The following is a 17,010-nucleotide window of genomic DNA, read 5'->3' on the forward strand; positions in this document are numbered from 1 at the left end:
CGCGGTGCCGTGCAGATCATGGCCCCACCCTGGCTCGAGACCGGGGCCCGCACATGGCGGAGCATCACGAAATCCCGCACCCGAATGACGGACGCCATCGGACGCAAAAACATCGCCCGGAGCCACGAGTAGTCCTCCGTCGTCGCGTACCGTGGAGGCCCAGGTTGTCCGAGGACAGGAGCCCCATGATCACACCCCGCGAGGCATTCGATGTGTCCACCCGGCAATCGACCCTGGCCCTTGCGCGGCGGGGCACCGAATTCTTCGACCGGGAACTCCACGCGCTCACCGACGACGAACTTGACGGCGACTCGCTGCTGCCGGGCTGGGCCCGCAGACAGGTGGTCGCGCACGTCGCCTCCAACGCCCGAGCGCTGGGAAGGCTGGCACAGTGGGCCGACACCGGCATCGAGACTGTGATGTACGCCTCACTGGAGGCGCGGAACGCCGAGATCGCGGCCGGCAGCATCCTCAGCCCTGACGCGCTCCGTGAATCCTGGGCCGGCTCGGCCGCCGACCTCGACCACCGGTGGCAGAGTTTGCCGGTCAACCGCTGGTCCGCCTCGGTGCGAAACGGACAGGGTGCCACCATTCCGCTGCGGGACAGCATCTGGATGCGCGCCCGCGAGGTGTGGATCCACGCTGTTGACCTCAATCACGGCGCCGACTTTGAGGATCTTCCCGGGGAGGTCCTCACGAGGCTTCTCCGCGATATCGTCGAAGTCTGGACGGCCCGTGGTGACGCAGGCTACCGGCTCACCGCCACCGATTCGGCGAATGAAAGCTACGGCAGTGCGACAGCCGTCGCGCACGTCACCGGGTCCCTCGCCGAACTCGCCGCCTGGGCAGCGGGCCGGGGCAGTAATGGAGTGGTGTCCAGCACGGGGGAGACCCCCGTGGCGCCGCGCTGGCTCTGATCCGGCAACGGTTGCCGCAGTGCGGCCGCAACATGCAGAACGGCCGCAACATGCAGAACGGCCCCGCACCTGGTGGTACAGGGCCGTTCCTCATTCATTCAGGCGGTGAAGACTACTTGCCTGCCTTGCGGGCCGACTTCTTCTCCTCGGCCGGTGCCACTGCTTCGATTGCCGCGCGACCGGCGCGGACCTCGTTGAAGGAGGTGCCGTAGTACGCGGCCTCCATGATGGTGCGCATGTCCTCGAGCATCGGCATCCGCGGGTTGGCCGGTGCGCACTGGTCGCCGTAAGCGCCCATGGCAAGGCTGTCGAGGCGGCTGATGAAGTCTTCCTCCGGCACACCCTGTGCCTGGAAGGACGGCTTGATGCCGGCCTGCTCGCGGAGCTTCTCGACGGCCAGAGCGTAGGACTCGACGCCCTCCGCCGGGGTCGACGCCGGGAGACCGAGGTGCTTCGCGATCTGCTGGAACCGCTCCGGGGCGACGTAGCTCTCGTACTTGGGCCAGCTGGTCAGCTTGGTCGGGATGAGGCCGTTGTACCGGATCACGTGCGGCAGGTAGGTCGCGTTGACGCGGCCGTGGATCAGGTGCAGCTGCGCGCCGGTGACGTGAGCCATCGCGTGACAAATACCCAGGAACGCGTTACCGAACGCCATGCCGGCGATCGAAGAGGCGTTGTGCATCTTCTCGCGGGCCTTGATGACCTCGCCGTCGGTGCTGGCGGTCGTGCCGTTGACGCTGGTCACGATGTTCTCGAAGATCAGCTTGATGGCGTGCAGGCAGAGTCCGTCGGTGAAGTCGTTCGCGTAGACGGAGACGTATGCCTCGGTGGCGTGCGTGAGAGCGTCGAAGCCCGAGTCGGCAACCAGGAACGACGGCATCATCGAGGTGAGCACGGGGTCGATGATCGCGACGGTCGGCAGGAGTGCGTAGTCCGCGAGCGGGTACTTGACTCCGGTGACCTCGTCGGTGATCACGGCGAACGGGGTCATTTCCGAACCGGTGCCCGAGGTTGTCGGGATGCAGACGAGCTTGGCCAGTTCGCCCAGGTCAGGGAACTTGAACGCGCGCTTGCGAACGTCGAAGAACTTCTCCTTCATGTCGGAGAATTCGATTTCGGGGTGCTCATACAGCAACCACATGACCTTCGCGGCATCCATCGGCGAGCCGCCACCGAGGGCGATGATCGTGTCAGGCTTGAAGGCGCGCATCTCGGCGGCACCCTTTTCGACCGCGGCAACGGTCGGCTCGGGCAGCACGTTGTCGATGATCTGCAGCGCGACGCGCCCCTCGCGACGGTTCAGGATATCGAGGATTTTGTCGACGAATCCGAGGCGGGTCATGGTCGAGTCAGTCACGATCGTGACGCGCTCCACGTTGCGCATGTCCGCCAGGTAACGGATGGCGTTCGGCTCGAAGTAAGTCTTGGCGGGGACCTTGAACCACTGCAAGTTGTTGTTCCTTCTGCCGATGCGCTTGACATTGATGAGGTTGATCGCGGAGACGTTGTTCGACACGGAGTTGTGTCCGTACGAGCCACAGCCGAGCGTCAGCGACGGGATGAACGCGTTGTAGATGTCACCGATGCCACCGAGCGAACTGGGCGCGTTGGTGATGATCCGGACCGCCTTGACGCGGGTTCCGAACTCTTCGATGATGGCCGGGTTCTCGCTGTGGATGGAGCCCGAGTGGCCGAGGCCGTCGAATTCAACCATCTGCTCGGAGAGCGAGATGCCCTCTTCAGCGTCCTTGGCGTGGAGAACGGCGAGAACGGGGGCCAGCTTTTCGCGGGTCATCGGCTCGTGCGGCCCCACTCCGGAGACCTCGACCAGGATGATCGACGTGTCCGCCGGGACGGTGAATCCGGCCTGCTGGGCGATCCACACCGGCGACTTGCCGACGACGGCTGCGTTGAGCTTGGCCTCGCCGCAGTTGGTCGAGTTTGCCTGGACTCCGAAGATGTAGTCCTCGAGGAGGAGCTTCTCTGCCGGCGTGACCAGGTAGGTGTGCAGGATCTTGAACTCGGCCATTGCCTCGGCGTAGAGAGGCTCTTCGATGATGACGGCCTGCTCCGAGGCGCATATCATGCCGTAGTCGAAGGACTTGGAGAGCACGACGTCGTTGATGGCGCGCTTGAGCTTGGCGCTCTTTTCGATGAAGGCGGGAACGTTACCGGCTCCGACGCCGAGGGCCGGCTTGCCACAGGAGTACGCGGCCCGCACCATGGCGTTGCCACCGGTGGCGAGGATGGTCGCGACGCCCGGGTGGTTCATCAGAAGGCTGGTTGCCTCGAGGGACGGCGTCTCGACCCACTGGATGCAGTTGGCCGGTGCTCCGGCGAGGATGGCGGCATCGCGCACGACGCGCGCTGCGGCCACGGAGGACTGCTGTGCGCCCGGGTGGAAACCGAAGACGATCGGGTTGCGGGTCTTCAGCGCGATGAGCGACTTGAAGATTGCGGTGGAGGTGGGGTTCGTGACGGGGGTCACACCACAAATAACACCGACCGGTTCGGCGATTTCTGTAATTCCGGTAATGTCATCTCGGCTGATAACGCCGACGGTCTTAAGGTTTTGCATCGAGTTCGTAACGTGCTCGCATGCGAAGAGATTCTTAACTGCCTTGTCCTCGAAGACACCGCGGCCGGTTTCGGCTACAGCGTGAACAGCCAGCTCGGCGTGTTTGCTGAGTGCGGCGACCGAGGCTTTCTTGACGATGTGGTCGATCTGCTCTTGTGTGAAGTTCGCGTAATCCAGAAGCGCGACCTGAGCGGCTTTAACCAGGGAGTCAATTTGAGTAGCAAGTGACTCGGTGACTGGTTTGTCGATTATTGTCATTGTGTCCCTTTTTGGCGGCCCAACTTGGGCTTATCGCCTCTTGTCTATAACCTTACGACTCCAGCCAGATGGCCGCACGTTAGGGGATGCGCATTTCGACCTCCTGAGGCCGATGCCCGGCAATGGATGTGCTGATCGGAGGCAACTTCGTTGGGCGGAACGATTCCTTCGCAAATTGTCTGACAACTCGATTCCGTCCGCCGTTCGCGCGCGTGCGCACGCGCGCGCGACCCACGCGCAATCACGCGCGTGGCGGTCAGCTTCGGCCGAGACCGCGCACGGTGGCCACGGCCGTCTGAACGGATGCGGCGGCGTGCGTCGCATCCGCTGCCGTGGTCGTGGAGGCGAGTGTGAACCGCACGGCGGTCTGGGCGACCTCGGCCGGGTACCCCAGGGCAGTCAGCACAGGTGACGGCTCGTCGCTGCCTGCCGCACAGGCGGACCCGCTCGAGCAGACGATGCCGCGGGCTTCGAGTTCGAGCAGCACCGCCTCGCCACTCGTGCCAGGGAAGACGAATGAGGCGGTGCCGGGCAGGCGCAGAGTCGGGTGCCCGGTGAGGCGGGCGGACGGCGTGCCGGCCAGCACCGTGGCAATGAAGGCGTCGCGCAGAGCGGAGACGCGGGGAGCGGCCTCCGTGCGTTCCGCCTCGGCAAGGCGTAGCGCCGTGGCCAATGCCAGGGCCCCGGCCACGTTCTCCGTGCCGCTGCGGCGCCCGCGCTCTTGGCCGCCGCCGTGCAGGACCGGTTCGACGGCGATCCGCCTGCGCAGGAAGAGGGCGCCGGTGCCACCAGGTGCGCCGAGCTTGTGGCCGGAGATACTCAGCGCGTCCACGCCGAGTGTTCCGACGTTGACCGGTAGCCAGCCCGCAGCCTGCACGGCGTCCGTGTGGAACGGCACCCGGGCCGTGTGTGCGATGGCCACGAGTTCGGCAAGCGGCTGGAGGGTGCCGACCTCGTTGTTGGCGTACTGCACCGAAACGAGGGTGGTGTCGGCGCGCAGGCTGGTGCGCAGCTGTTCCGGGTCGACTCGCCCAGAGGCATCCGTGTCGAGGAAGGTGACCTCGAAACCGTGCAGGCGGCGCAGATAGTCGCAGGATTCGAGCACTGCCTCGTGCTCAATCGCCGTGGTGATGAGGTGGCGCCCCCGCGGTGCGCCGAGGGCGATGCCTTTGATGGCAAGGTTGTCGCCCTCGGTGCCGCCGGTCGTGAACACCACGTCTGCTGGGCGGCAGCCGAGCACGGCCGCGACCGTGGCCCGCGCCTCCGCCAGGGCGGCGGCCGCGGCCTCACCCACCCGGTGGTGGCTCGACGGGTTGCCGAACCGGCCCGCAAGCTGCTGCCAAAGCACCTCGAGCACCTCCCGGCGCACCGGGGTGGTCGCGGCGTTGTCGAGGTAGATCATCACGAGCCCGGTCAGCCCTCGGAGAGGATCACGACGTCGAGTCCGAGGTCGAGTGAGCGCACGCTGTGCGTGATGGCCCCGACCGAGATTACGTCGACCCCCGTTGCGGCGATACCGCGCACGGTCGTCAGGGAGACGCCGCCACTGGCCTCCACGAGGGCCCTGCCGTTCGTGAGGCGCACGCCCTCGCGCAGATCGTCGAGCGAGAAGTTATCGAGCATGATCGTGTCGACGTCGGCGGCGAGAACGGACTCGATCTGATCGATCCGGTCCACCTCGACCTCGAGATGCGTGGTGTGCGAGATGCGGTCCCGCACCTGGCGCAGCGCCTCGGTGAGGTCCAGGCCGCCGGCGGTGAGTACGGCGAGATGGTTGTCCTTGGCCATGACCGCGTCGGAGAGGCTGAAACGGTGGTTGTGGCCGCCGCCGTCCCGCACGGCGGCGCGTTCCAGAACGCGCAGTCCGGGAGTGGTCTTTCGGGTGTCGACGATGCGGGCCCGGGTGCCCTCGACCTCGGCGACGTAGAGCGCGGTCAGAGTGGCGATTCCGCTCATCCGCTGAACGAAGTTCAGCCCGATGCGTTCGGCCTGCAGGATGCCGCGGGCGGGCCCCGACACCTCGGCGAGGGCGTCGCCGGCCGCGAACGCAGCGCCGTCGGTCACCAGCATTCGCACGACGATGCGCGGGTCGGTCAGCCGGAAGGCCGCAGCGAACACGGCCCCGCCGCTGAATACGCCGGCTTCGCGCGCAACGAGCTCGGCAGTCGCGTCGGCCTCGGCGGGGATGAGTACCTGCGAGGTCAAGTCCCCCCAGGGGGCGTCTTCCTCGAGTGCGGCGCGCACGACGGTGTCGATGGCATTCGTGGTCAGCATGCGATGGCCTCCTCGGCCTCGGTGAGGTGGTCCAGATTCAGGGTGCTGTGCATCTCGGTCACGGTGTCTCCGGTGCCGCGGCACCAGACGACCGAGCGGGCGAGCTCGGCGCGGCTGTCGGGATGGTCCGAGCGATGGTGGGCGCCGCGTGACTCCTCCCGGGCCAGGGCCGAGGCAACAGTCACCCGAGCCAGGTCGAGCAGGTTGGCGTCTTCATATGCCCGCACTCGCATATTCAGGGCAGCGGTGCTGTCGGGCTCCTGGACCCGGATGGTCCAGTCGGCCAAGGTGACGGATGCGGCGGCCAGTTTCTCCCCACTCCGCAGCACTCCGGCGCACTCCCACATCAACTGCTGCACGGCTTCCCTGCCCCCGGTGCCCGACTCCGAGGAGACCTGGCCCACGGTGATCGAGCCCGTCGAACCCGTCGAGACCTGGCCCGTGGCGACCGTCGTCGCCGCGACCGGAACCGGCAGGCGTAGCGCGCGCACCGCCCGGTCGGCGAACACGGCCGCTTCCAACAGTGAGTTGGAGGCCAATCGGTTGGCGCCGTGCGCGCCTGTGCGAGCGACTTCCCCCACGGCGAACAGGCCGGGCAGGCTGCTGCGGCCCCAGATATCGGTGAGCACACCGCCCATCCAGTAGTGCGCGGCAGGGGCGACTGGGATCGATTCGACGGCCCAGTCCAGGCCCGCAGCGAGGCAGGCCGCTGTGATGGTCGGGAATCGTCGCTCGAGCAGCTCCCGGCCGAGCCCGGTGGCGTCCAGACGCACCGGCGTACCACCCTGCTTCTCCATCTCCCGGGCGATTCCTCTGGCTACCACGTCGCGTGGGGCGAGCTCGCCGTCGGCGTGCACGTCAAGCATGAAGCGGTGGCCGGCGGAGTTTCGCAGCACGGCACCTTCCCCGCGCACCGCTTCGGACACCAGCGGGGTGCCGGGAACAGCGAGCGCTGTCGGGTGGAACTGATAGAACTCGAGATCGGAAACGGATGCCCCGGCGCGCCACGCGGCCGCGACCCCGTCGCCCGTCGCCAGGGCGGGGTTCGTGGTGTGCGGGAACAGCTCGCCGGCCCCGCCGGTCGCCAGGATCACCGTGTCGGCGCTCGTCGGGGTGAGAACCTCGTCGGGCCCGAGCAGGACGGCACCGGTCACGCGGCCGTCCCGCACGAGTAGGTCCACCAGCATGGTGTGTTCCAGGATGCTCAGATGGGCGCCGGAGTGTCGTAGCGATCGGGCGGCACGATCCCGCACCGTCGCCACCAGGGCTGCTTCGATGGCGGCACCGGTGGCGTCCCCGCCGGCGTGTAGCACCCGCGACCGTGAGTGGGCTGCCTCGAGTCCCCGGGTCACGCCTGATTCGTCGCGGTCGAAATCGACTCCGAATCGGATCAGGTCGCGCACCCGGGCGGGCCCCTCGGAGCAGAGCACGCGCACCGCGACGGGGTCGCAGAGTCCGGCCCCGGCTCGCAGGGTGTCCTGAACGTGGGATTCGACCGAGTCGTCAGGGAACATGGCCGCGGCGATCCCGCCCTGGGCGTAGCGGGTATTGCTGTCCGGCAGGCCCACTTTCGTGACGAGCGTGACCTGATGGCCGGCATCCGTTGCCCGAACTGCGGCGATGAGTCCGGCCAGTCCGCTGCCCACGACGAGCACGTGAGTCACGGTCAGGCTCCGCGCGAGACGGGCGGCTTCGCGGCGAGCATCCGTTCGAGCGCGATTCGGGCATTCCCGGCGACATCCTGGGGCACCTGAATGCGGTTCAAAATTTCGGGTGCACGCTCGGCCGTGCCGACCAGCGCCTCAAGCACCCAGGCCAGATACCCGGAGTGGATCCGGTACATGGTCGAGCAGGGGCAGACCACGGGGTCGAGGCAGAAGATGGTGTGCTCCGGGTGCTGCGCGGCGAGGCGCTTCACGAGATTGATCTCGGTGCCGATGGCGAACGTGGTTCCAGCCGGGGCTGCCTCGATGGCCTTTTTGATGAAGTCCGTGGAGCCGTAGGAGTCGGCGGCGTCGACCACGCTCATCGGGCATTCCGGATGCACGATCACGCGCACGCCGGGGTGCTCCTGGCGCGCCACGGTGATCTGGTCCACCGTGAAGCGCTTGTGCACACTACAGAATCCGTGCCACAGAACGACCTGGGCGGATTCGAGTTCCGCGCTGGTGTTGCCGCCCAGGGCCTTGCGCGGGTTCCACATCGGCATCCGCTCGAGGGGCACCCCCATGGCCTTGGCGGTGTTGCGGCCGAGGTGTTGGTCGGGGAAGAAGAGCACGCGCTCGCCGCGTTCGAAGGCCCACTCGAGCACGGTTTCGGCGTTCGAAGAGGTGCAGACGATGCCGCCGTGCTCCCCGCAGAACGCCTTGAGCGCGGCCGAGGAGTTCATATAGGTGACCGGGATCACGGGTACACGGCCGTCGGCGCCCTGCTCGGTGCCGTAGAGGTCCTCGAGCTGTTCCCAGCAGTCGGTGACCGAGTCGATGTCGGCCATGTCGGCCATGGAACAGCCGGCCGCGAGGTTGGGCAGGATGACAGCCTGATCCGGTGTCGAGAGCAGGTCGGCGGTCTCGGCCATGAAATGCACGCCGCAGAAGATGATCGCCTCGGCATCGGGCCTGCTCTTGGTGGCTTGCGCGAGTTGAAAGGAGTCGCCCACGAAGTCCGCGTGCTCCAGCACCTCGTCGCGCTGGTAGAAGTGACCGAGAACCACCGCCCGGTCGCCGAGCGTGGCCTTGGCGGCACGGATGCGGTCACCGAGTTCCGCCGTCGACGCGTGACGGTAGACCTCGGGCAGTTCACCCTGCCGCGGTGAACCGGTGGGGATGATGTCACCCATCGACGCCCCAGGTCCGTAGCCTGGCGTGCCGGAATCGAACTCCCAGGGCGCGGTGACCAGGTCGGGGCTGCAGGTGCTTCCGGCGGCCGCTCCCGTGCTGATGAGTCGGATGGTCTGGTCAACCGATGCGATGGTCATGCGGTAACTCCTCGATGTTCAGAAAAGCGATGTTCAGAAAAGCGATGTTCAGAAAAGCGATGTTCAGAATAGCCGTGTGGAAAAAAGGGGTGTCCAGTTGTCATGCTCAGCCGATGGCCGGCTCGAGTGCGCCCGGATCGGCCGCGTGCACGGAGTCGTTGTAGTGGTACAGGCGAGGCGGGCGGTGCGGCACGCCGGCGACGCGTTGGCCGGTGTCGACGACGGTGCCCGACGATTCGATCGTGCGCCGAAAGTTGGCTGGGTCGAGAGCCTTCTGCAGCACGGCCTCGTGCACTTCGCGAAGCTGCGCGAGCGTGAACGTCTCGCCCAGGAAGGCGTGCGCGATGCGGGAGTACTCGACTTTGGTGCGCAGGCGCCAGAGGGCGTACTCGACAATTCGGTTGTGGTCGAAGGCCAGCGGCGGCAGGTGGTCTGCCGGGAACCACTGCACGTTCTCATCCACGACCGCCAGCGCGGCCTCGCCCGATTCCACCAACGCCCAGTAGACCACCGAGACCACCCGGCCGCCGGGGGAGCGGCCCGGATCACCGAAGGTGTAAAGCTGTTCGAGGTATTTGGGGGTGAGCCCGGTGGTTTCCCGCAGCGTGCGTGCGGCGGCACCGGCCAGTTCCTCGTCGGCCGGCAGTCCACCTCCCGGCAAGGCCCACTGACCGAGGTACGGATCGCGGGTGCGGCGCACGAGCGGCAGCCACAGGGTCGAGAATCCCGAGTCGGGATCCGGCCGCAGGGCGAAGATGACCGTCGAAACGGCGAGGGCCGCACCACTCTGTCCGTTCATCCGCGCCATCCACTAAGTAAAGGTCAATGTGACTCTAACTGAATGGATCCATCTTATAGTCACGCTGACCAGAAGTCACGTGTAGAGGACCGGCCCACGGTGCGGCCGGTTGGTCTGTGAGGTCATGGTCAGTGGCCACGCTGCACGGATGCCGGTGCGAGAACGGCAGCGCGGCGGGCGTTCCTGCCGGTGAGGCCCCAGATCGTGACCCGGGCCATCGCCTCGGCCACGATCGAGCCGTTCATTTTCGAGGAACCGAGGGTGCGTTCCACGAACGTGATCGGAACCTCGACCACCGTGAGTCTGGATCGAACCGCCCGCAACAGCATGTCGATCTGGAAGCAGTAGCCCAGGCTGTCGACGGTGGAGAGGTCCATATGCTCCAACGCGTGGGCGGAGTAGACGCGGTAGCCGCCGGTGACGTCGCGCTGGCGCAGGCGCAGCAGAATCCGCGAGTAGACGGACCCGCCCTTGGACAGCAGACGACGGTGCCAGGGCCAATTCTCCACCGCGCCGCCGGACACCCAACGTGAGCCGAGCACCACGTCGGCCGAATCCGCTGCCGCCAGCAGAGTCGACAGTTGCTCGGGGAGGTGGGACCCGTCCGCGTCGAGCTGAACCAATTGGTCGTAGCCGCGGGACAGACCCCAGGTGAACGCTTCGAGGTAGGCGGCGCCGAGACCGTTCTTCCGGGTGCGGTGCAGCGTGTGAACCTGGGAATCCGCGGCGGCCAGCGCGTCGGCCAGATGTCCCGTGCCATCGGGAGAGGAGTCGTCCACGACGAGCACGTCGCCCGCCGGCACGCTGGCCCGCACCCGACCCACCGTCGACGCGATGTTGTCACGTTCGTTGTAGGTCGGGATGATGATCAGAGTCCGGGCCATGGAGCTACCTTGCCATTTCGATGATGAGCGTGCGTTTCAGCATTGTCGACGACGTGACCGTGAAGCCGAGCTGCTGCAGGCTGCGGATGTCGTCCCCCCGTCTATTCTCCCCGCTGCCCTCGATCTGGAGCACCCAAACCCGGTCGGTGCCGGTGAGCCGGTCGGTGACGTCGGCCAGAGGCAGCGTCACGTCCCAGAGGCCGTCGGTCGTGTCGAAGGAGCGGTCCAGGGTGATGTCGTTCAGACCCGTGAACGCTTCCGGGTAGACGTGCAGGGCAAGCCGGGGTTTCCGCGACGGGCGCACGCTCTCATCGAACACGACCGCATCGCCGGGCAGGGCGCCGGCCCGCACGACCTCGGCCGCCTGACGCAGGTCGGCACCGTAGTTCTTGCCGAATTCTCCGCGCTGGTCGAGGTAGCTGGGCATGGCCAACGCCGCGATGAGCACGAGGGCCACGGTTTGAGTCCAGCGCGGCCGCAAGCAGGCGATACCCACGGCGATGGCGATCGCTACGGCCGGTGTGCAGACCGACAGGTACCGCAGCGAGTACATCGGCGTGATGAGCTGCGTGCCGACCAGGAGCGCTGCGCTCGGCACGATCATCCAGGCCAGCATCACTGCCAGCGCGGCGCGGGTGGCCGGGATCGCCGGTTCCACGGTCGGCGCGGCGACCCGTCCCCGGCCCCTGACGACCAGGCCGGCGAACACCAGGAGGACGGCCAGGAGAACCAGACCCCAGGCCAGAACTGCCAGGGGCGTGTTGCCGAACCACTGGTAGACCGCGGCGGTCAGAACCGCGATCGGGGGGCGGCGTCCGATGAAGGCGATCTGCTCGCGCTGCTCGACGCTGGCCAGCATCACGGGTGCGGCCAGGGCGAGGCCGGTGACAGTCGCCAGTGCCCAGGCGCGCAGGCTCGCCATCCTGCCGCGTTCCTTCGGCGCCAGCAGCAGCGCGGCGAGGCCGAGAGCGGGCACCAGGAGCAGCACGTAGAGGAAGAAGTAGATCCCGACGGCCAGCAACACGGCATAGCCGGCCCAGAGCGCGAACCGCGTGCCGGCATCCTTTTCCCGGCTGCGCAGCAGGTGCACCAGCAGTACGGTCGCCCAGACGGCCACCGCCGTGGCGACGGCGGCCGAGCGGGCTTCCGCCCCCATATAAGTGACCCGGGGGAGCACCGCGAAGACGAGGGCAGCGATCACTCCGACCCGTGTGGAGATCAGAGTACGGGCCAGCACGAACGTTCCGGCCGTCGCGACGCCCACGGCCAGTGCGCTCAAGGCCCGGGTCGACAGCTCCGAGGAGCCGAACACGTCGATCCAGGCGTGCAGAACGAAATAGTAGGCGCCATGCACGGCATCGACGTTCCCAAGCAGTGAGAGCAGTCCCGGGATGGACCGTTCCGCCGACATGACGCTGGCCGCCTCGTCGCCCCAGAACGACGGCTTCCACGATCCGGCCACCGACACGAGAAAGCCGAACAGGCCGAGCAGCGAGGCCAGCCCACTCATTCGACGCAGGGGAAGGTTTGGCGTCTCGGGGCGAGCGAGGCGGGAAACCGCAGACGGGGAGGACACGCATATACGTTAGGCCACCTCCCTGAACCCTGATACCCAGGCGCCGGGTTCGTGCGGGGCCGACGGGCAGACGGGCACGGACGCCGCGCGCTGGTTCGTCGCCTTCGGCGGCGGCTAGGCTGGCGCCATGATCGATCCCTGCGTGTTCCGCGCTCCCACCGGCATCCATCCTGGCGCCCAGCCGCTGGGTGTGGCAGTGGCCCAGTTCGCGCCCGGTCCGGAGCAAGCCGTCAACCTCGCCGCCATGCGTACGCTCGCCGAGACTGCCGCCGCCCGCGGCGCCGGTCTGGTCGTCTTTCCCGAGTACTCCGCATTCTTCGAGCCGGTGATGGGCCCGTCCTTCGCCGCGGCGTCCGAACCGCTCGCGGGGTCTTTCGTCGCGGCCGTGGGGGCGCTCGCCGCCGACCTGGGCGTGCACATCGTGGCCGGGATGTTGGAGACGACCGACGACCCGAACCGGTTCTCCAACACGCTCGTCGCCCTGGACCCGGCCGGACGCCTGGTCGCGAAGTACCGCAAGATGCACCTCTACGACGCGTTCGGCGACCGGGAGTCTGACTGGGTGTTGGCCGGACCGGTTCAGGAACCCGAGACGTTCGACGTGGCGGGTATACGGGTGGGAATGCAGACCTGTTATGACATCCGTTTTCCGGAGGTGACGCGACGCCTGGTCGATGTGGGGGCCGAGCTCGTGCTGGTGCCAGCGGAATGGGTGCGCGGTCCATTGAAGGAACAGCACTGGCGAACCTTGCTGACCGCGCGGGCACTGGAGAATACGGTCTACGTGGCCGCGGCCGACCACGCGCCACCGGTCGGGGTCGGCAACAGTCTGGTGGTCGACCCGATGGGCGTGGAACTCGTCACGATCGGCGAGACCACGGATGTCGCGGTCGCCTGGGTGGCGATAGACCGCCTGGAATCCGTACGCGCCCGCAATCCCGCTCTGGCCCTGCGCCGCTTCGCCGTCGTTCCGCGCTGACCGGACCGTTGATCAGAGGTCGGTGGCGATGGTGTCCTGCGAGGCGGGCGCGGCTCGCACTGTGAATTTTTGATCGGGACGTTGACTCCGCTCGGACCGTTCCGGCCGTTCGGGTTCGGCCATTGCCCGTTCCTCTCCCGTGGCGACCAAACCCTGCGAGCTGTTGGCGGAGCGGGTCAGCTGGGCGAGCCAGAGCGGGTTGATACTGGGCGGCTGGCCGCCGGAGAACTTGAAATAGAGGGGGATGGCTGGATGCAGCCAGGCGGAGCTGCGACCGTTCCCGGCTTCGGCGGCGTTGCGCCAGGAGAGCAGGAAACTTTCGCCCCGGCGGAGTTTTTGCACGATCACGATCTGGAGATGGGCCAAGATCCGATCGTCGAATTCGACCGTGACTCTGTCATACGTCAACGAACCCATGCGCGTCGCTCTCAATCGATAGGGCCGTGCAGCAGGCTGCCCGCAGGGAGTGACCTACTCAAGACTTATTCTCAGTTTGGTCGTATTGATGGCGGTTGACAAGGGAATCCGTCACGCCGCCGTGATCGCCCCCTGCTGAGAGTCGGTCGACTGCAGGAGACCGTGCAGCACCAGCTCGAACTCGACGCTGAGAACCCGGTGCAGGTCCGCCGCCACCGAGCGTCCGATACTCGAACGGATCAGTTCCATGTGCAGCACCGAGAACACGCTGCGGGCCGCCAGCGTCGTATCCGTTTCGGGCCGGAGGCGCTCGGCGCCTGGGGTTCTGCCGTCGAAGCTGAGGAGCGCCGTGCCGATCGCCTGTTCCAGCTGGTCGACCAGGGCCAGTGCCTCGGATCGGTAAGCCCCCGGTTCGCCGAACAGGATCTCGCGCTGGTAGACGGCCGTGTTTTCACGGTGGCGAGCGCCGGCGGCCACCAACGGCCCCAGCAGGGCCATGATCCGGGTGCGCGGGTCGAGGCTGGTCGAAGCGGATTCGGGATGCAGACTGCGGCGCCAGTCGTCGTTGAAGACCATCAAGAGCAGCTCCGCCTTCGACGCGGCATAGCAAAAGAGGGTGCCGATGGCGATATCCGCCCGGTCGGCGATGTCCTGGATGGTCACGGCCGAGTAGCCCCGCTCGCGGCCCCGGTCGAGAACTTCCCGATCGATGTGTGGACCCGTACCCTGGCGATCAATCTCACGGGAACGTTCCTCGGAATGCGCGCCGCCATCCCGGCCCTGTCCCGGCGGGGCGGTGGATCGATCGTCAACGTCTCCTCGGTCGAAGGGCTGCTGGGCAGCGCCGGCCTGCACGCCTGCGTCGCGTCCAAGTTCGGCGTTCGCGTGATCACCAAGTCGGTCGCCCTCGACGTGGCGCCGCTCGGCATCCGGGTCAACTCGATCCACCCGGGATTCATTGAAACGTCGATGACCAATTGCCTCGACGTGAACATGGTTGAGATTCCCCTCCGCCGTGGGGCGAAGCCGGAACCGGCCAGAGGGCTCGCTAATGCGACCGTCGAAGACCCGGGAGTAGGTGCCGCAGCGTGGCGAAGGGTTGCTCCACGTGCGCGAAATGCCCGGAGCCGTGCACGGTGGTGTGCTCGAAGCCGGGGATGACCGCGTGGAGTCGCGCAGCATCCGTCGCCGCGACGAAGATGTCGGTGTCGCCCTGCACCGCGCGCACTTTGCATTGGATCCTGGACCACAAGCGATCGGCGTCGTAGCCGCCGGCGAGAGCGGATGCCACGGCGAAGGCTTGCGGGCGCAACTCGGTGGCGAGCGCGTCGACCACGCTCGCGTGCACGAGCCGTGGCCGATGGAAGAGGGGTGCCGCCAGAAGGCGCAGCAGGTTGGTGCGGTGAAGCAGGCGGATCAGGCCGTCCCCGACGCGTCCGACCCCGCTAAGGGCTCTCATCACTGTCAGCAGGGCACCGTACCCGGGGAGCACGGCGCAGCGCGCGACCGGGTGCCGCACGGTGTCGATGACCGAATAGGTCGTCGCCGAGACGAGCCCGACGGACACGGTCGCCTGGGTTTCGCTCGCCGCCAATTCGAGGGCGACGAACCCGCCGAGGGAATGGCCGATCACGGTCCAGGACGTGTAGCCGAGCGCTCGGGCGATCTCGGCGACGACTGCCGCGGTCGCCTCGATGGAGCGGGAGGGTCCATCGGCCGGGAATGGCGAATCACCCCAGCCGGGCAGGTCGGGGATGACCAGGTCGGCCAGGGCGAGGCCACAAGAATCAGCCGCCGTCAGCAGCGGTGTCCATGTGGTCCACGACCCGGCGGCGCCGTGCAGGAGGATCGTGGCCGTATCGCTGCCGGTACGGCGGCCGTGCCGCACCGAGACCGTGGCCCGGCTCAGGCGCATGGAACTCGTCGTGAGACGAAGACCGCGGGCGTCGTTCGTCATCGGGAACGGGCAGTAGCAGTCGCGGACCGGCGGCCCCTGCGCCGGGGCGACCCGGCCCGGAAGGGCCCGCGGCGGCGTGGTCTGCCTGGTCTCGGCGAGGATGCTCATGGTTGTGGTTCGTCACGGCCGCGGCTGTGGATTGGCCGCTGTCAGCTGCGGAACGGAATACCTGGGGGAGCAGTGCCGTTGCCGACAGGGGGAACCTGCTTCCCCAGGCCGGAGGCGGCGCATGCGTCCCGATGGCACCCCTGCCCCATAGAAAGAGTTATTCGTGAATCTTTTCTCCCCGCTGACCCTCGGTGACCTGCAACTGCCCAACCGGCTCGTTATGGCGCCGCTCACCCGGGTGCGTTCCGGCGTCGAAGGGGTGCCCGGCCCCCTCGTCGTGGAGCACTACAGGCAGCGCGCCTCTCTCGGACTGATCGTGACCGAGGGCACCTACCCCAGCCACGCCGGCCAGGGGTTCCCTGGCCAGCCCGGCCTGGTCACTCCCGAGCAGATCGCCGGCTGGGCCAACGTGGCCGACGCCGTGCACTCCGCCGGTGGACGTCTGGTCGCCCAGGTGATGCATGCCGGGCGCGTCACCCACGAGGGCACGAACGGCGGCCGAGAGGTTGTGGCTCCCAGCGCCATCGCGATCGCGGGCGAGACCCGCACCTACGAGGGCAGGGCCGACTACCCGGTGCCGCATGCTCTCACGACGGATGAACTCCCCGGCGTGATCGCGGACTTCGTCCAGGCGTCCCGCAACGCCATCGCCGCCGGACTCGACGGTGTCGAGATTCACTCCGCGAACGGCTACCTGCTGCACGAATTCCTGTCCCCGGCATCCAACCGGCGCGACGACATGTACGGCGGCTCGCCGGAGAACCGCGCGCGCCTCGTGGTGGAGGTCGTCACCGCGGTGGCCGAGGCCATCGGTGCCGGCCGCGTAGGCATCCGTGTCTCCCCGGAGCACAACATCCAGGACGCGCTCGAAACGGATGCCGTCGATGTGCTGGCCACCTACGGTGCCCTGGCCGACGCGCTCGCGCCGCTGGGTCTGGCCTACCTGAGCGTCCTGCACCGCGAGCCGGCCGGCGAACTCGTGCAGCAGCTGCGCACCCGCTTCGGCGGGCCGTTCCTGATCAACAGCGGCTTCGGCGAGGTCACCGCCCGGGACGAAGCGATGGCCATCATCGCCGACGATCTGGCCGATGCGGTCGTCGTCGGCCGTGCCGTGATCGCCAACCCCGATCTGGTGGCCCGCTGGCTCAAGGATCTGCCTCTGAACGCACCCGACCCGCTCACCTTCTATGGTGCCGGAGCCGAGGGCTACACCGACTACCCAGCCCTGGCGCACTAGGCCGGCCGCCGGCCCGCCCCGCCGGCCCGCCCCGCCGGCCCGCCCCGCC

Annotated in this window: 15 protein-coding genes; 4 read left to right on the plus strand and 11 right to left on the minus strand. The window is 67.5% G+C overall.

Annotated features, from left to right (window positions below):
- The first annotated feature begins 185 nt into the window (after positions 1 to 185).
- Positions 186 to 917, plus strand: a complete 732-nt coding sequence (locus tag E3O65_RS14500; protein ID WP_134364443.1) for a maleylpyruvate isomerase family mycothiol-dependent enzyme — start codon at positions 186 to 188, stop codon at positions 915 to 917.
- A gap of 112 nt (positions 918 to 1,029) precedes the next feature.
- On the opposite strand, the gene adhE is transcribed toward E3O65_RS14500, so the two are convergent.
- From adhE to E3O65_RS14540, 8 genes are all read right to left on the minus strand, one after another.
- Positions 1,030 to 3,753, minus strand: a complete 2,724-nt coding sequence (gene adhE, locus E3O65_RS14505; RefSeq protein ID WP_134364444.1) for a bifunctional acetaldehyde-CoA/alcohol dehydrogenase — start codon at positions 3,751 to 3,753, stop codon at positions 1,030 to 1,032.
- Positions 3,754 to 4,009: 256 nt separating this feature from the next.
- Positions 4,010 to 5,155 (minus strand): cysteine desulfurase family protein, encoded by a 1,146-nt coding sequence (locus E3O65_RS14510; RefSeq protein ID WP_134364456.1) that lies wholly within the window; start codon positions 5,153 to 5,155, stop codon positions 4,010 to 4,012.
- Between the two features lie 11 nt (positions 5,156 to 5,166).
- The gene (gene nadC, locus E3O65_RS14515; RefSeq protein ID WP_134364445.1) at positions 5,167 to 6,027 is read right to left on the minus strand and encodes a carboxylating nicotinate-nucleotide diphosphorylase; all 861 of its coding nucleotides are present in this window, start codon (positions 6,025 to 6,027) and stop codon (positions 5,167 to 5,169) included.
- Positions 6,021 to 7,691: an L-aspartate oxidase gene (gene nadB, locus E3O65_RS14520; RefSeq protein WP_134364446.1), complete on the minus strand. Its 1,671-nt coding sequence runs from the start codon at positions 7,689 to 7,691 to the stop codon at positions 6,021 to 6,023. The genes nadC and nadB overlap by 7 nt, the downstream gene beginning before the upstream one ends.
- A gap of 2 nt (positions 7,692 to 7,693) precedes the next feature.
- Positions 7,694 to 9,004: a quinolinate synthase NadA gene (gene nadA, locus E3O65_RS14525; RefSeq protein ID WP_134364447.1), complete on the minus strand. Its 1,311-nt coding sequence runs from the start codon at positions 9,002 to 9,004 to the stop codon at positions 7,694 to 7,696.
- A gap of 106 nt (positions 9,005 to 9,110) precedes the next feature.
- A complete protein-coding gene (locus tag E3O65_RS14530; RefSeq protein ID WP_134364448.1) occupies positions 9,111 to 9,812 on the minus strand; it encodes an NUDIX hydrolase in 702 nt (233 codons plus the stop codon).
- Positions 9,813 to 9,931: 119 nt separating this feature from the next.
- The gene (locus tag E3O65_RS14535; RefSeq protein ID WP_134364449.1) at positions 9,932 to 10,687 is read right to left on the minus strand and encodes a polyprenol monophosphomannose synthase; all 756 of its coding nucleotides are present in this window, start codon (positions 10,685 to 10,687) and stop codon (positions 9,932 to 9,934) included.
- Between the two features lie 4 nt (positions 10,688 to 10,691).
- Positions 10,692 to 12,197: a glycosyltransferase family 39 protein gene (locus tag E3O65_RS14540; protein ID WP_134364450.1), complete on the minus strand. Its 1,506-nt coding sequence runs from the start codon at positions 12,195 to 12,197 to the stop codon at positions 10,692 to 10,694.
- Positions 12,198 to 12,390: 193 nt separating this feature from the next.
- Here E3O65_RS14540 and E3O65_RS14545 point away from each other — a divergent pair, with 193 nt between their 5' ends.
- Positions 12,391 to 13,242 carry a carbon-nitrogen hydrolase family protein gene (locus tag E3O65_RS14545; protein ID WP_134364451.1) on the plus strand — a complete coding sequence of 284 codons (852 nt, stop codon included), beginning with the start codon at positions 12,391 to 12,393 and terminating at the stop codon, positions 13,240 to 13,242.
- A 12-nt stretch (positions 13,243 to 13,254) separates the two neighbouring features.
- Here E3O65_RS14545 and E3O65_RS14550 read toward each other — a convergent pair whose 3' ends face one another.
- A complete protein-coding gene (locus E3O65_RS14550) occupies positions 13,255 to 13,659 on the minus strand; it encodes a DUF7882 family protein (protein ID WP_241972782.1) in 405 nt (134 codons plus the stop codon).
- Between the two features lie 111 nt (positions 13,660 to 13,770).
- Complete coding sequence (locus E3O65_RS14555; RefSeq protein ID WP_277870777.1) at positions 13,771 to 14,397, minus strand: TetR/AcrR family transcriptional regulator; 627 nt, start codon at positions 14,395 to 14,397, stop codon at positions 13,771 to 13,773.
- On the opposite strand from E3O65_RS14555, the gene E3O65_RS14560 reads away from it, so the two are divergent.
- Positions 14,371 to 14,820, plus strand: a complete 450-nt coding sequence (locus E3O65_RS14560; RefSeq protein WP_277870458.1) for an SDR family NAD(P)-dependent oxidoreductase — start codon at positions 14,371 to 14,373, stop codon at positions 14,818 to 14,820. The two genes, E3O65_RS14555 and E3O65_RS14560, sit on opposite strands and share 27 nt — an antisense overlap.
- Here the strand turns inward: E3O65_RS14560 and E3O65_RS14565 are convergent.
- Positions 14,708 to 15,724, minus strand: a complete 1,017-nt coding sequence (locus E3O65_RS14565; protein WP_134364454.1) for an alpha/beta fold hydrolase — start codon at positions 15,722 to 15,724, stop codon at positions 14,708 to 14,710. The genes E3O65_RS14560 and E3O65_RS14565 overlap by 113 nt on opposite strands.
- A 163-nt stretch (positions 15,725 to 15,887) precedes the next feature.
- Here E3O65_RS14565 and E3O65_RS14570 point away from each other — a divergent pair, with 163 nt between their 5' ends.
- Positions 15,888 to 16,961, plus strand: coding sequence for an alkene reductase (locus E3O65_RS14570; protein WP_134364455.1), 1,074 nt, complete (start codon positions 15,888 to 15,890; stop codon positions 16,959 to 16,961).
- Positions 16,962 to 17,010 lie beyond the last annotated feature (49 nt).

The sequence above is a fragment of the Cryobacterium breve genome, assembly GCF_004402375.1.
Classification (GTDB): Bacteria; Actinomycetota; Actinomycetes; order Actinomycetales; family Microbacteriaceae; genus Cryobacterium; species Cryobacterium breve.

Excerpts from the sequence above, each read along its gene's own strand:
- E3O65_RS14500 (WP_134364443.1), top strand. The coding sequence starts at position 186 with ATGATCACACCCCGCGAGGCATTCGATGTGTCCACCCGGCAATCGACC.
- E3O65_RS14540 (WP_134364450.1), bottom strand. The coding sequence starts at position 12,197 with ATGAGTGGGCTGGCCTCGCTGCTCGGCCTGTTCGGCTTTCTCGTGTCG.
- E3O65_RS14550 (WP_241972782.1), bottom strand. The coding sequence starts at position 13,659 with ATGGGTTCGTTGACGTATGACAGAGTCACGGTCGAATTCGACGATCGG.
- nadA (WP_134364447.1), bottom strand. The coding sequence starts at position 9,004 with ATGACCATCGCATCGGTTGACCAGACCATCCGACTCATCAGCACGGGA.
- E3O65_RS14545 (WP_134364451.1), top strand. The coding sequence starts at position 12,391 with ATGATCGATCCCTGCGTGTTCCGCGCTCCCACCGGCATCCATCCTGGC.
- E3O65_RS14535 (WP_134364449.1), bottom strand. The coding sequence starts at position 10,687 with ATGGCCCGGACTCTGATCATCATCCCGACCTACAACGAACGTGACAAC.
- adhE (WP_134364444.1), bottom strand. The coding sequence starts at position 3,753 with ATGACAATAATCGACAAACCAGTCACCGAGTCACTTGCTACTCAAATT.
- E3O65_RS14510 (WP_134364456.1), bottom strand. The coding sequence starts at position 5,155 with ATGATCTACCTCGACAACGCCGCGACCACCCCGGTGCGCCGGGAGGTG.
- E3O65_RS14530 (WP_134364448.1), bottom strand. The coding sequence starts at position 9,812 with ATGGCGCGGATGAACGGACAGAGTGGTGCGGCCCTCGCCGTTTCGACG.
- E3O65_RS14565 (WP_134364454.1), bottom strand. The coding sequence starts at position 15,724 with ATGAGCATCCTCGCCGAGACCAGGCAGACCACGCCGCCGCGGGCCCTT.
- nadC (WP_134364445.1), bottom strand. The coding sequence starts at position 6,027 with ATGCTGACCACGAATGCCATCGACACCGTCGTGCGCGCCGCACTCGAG.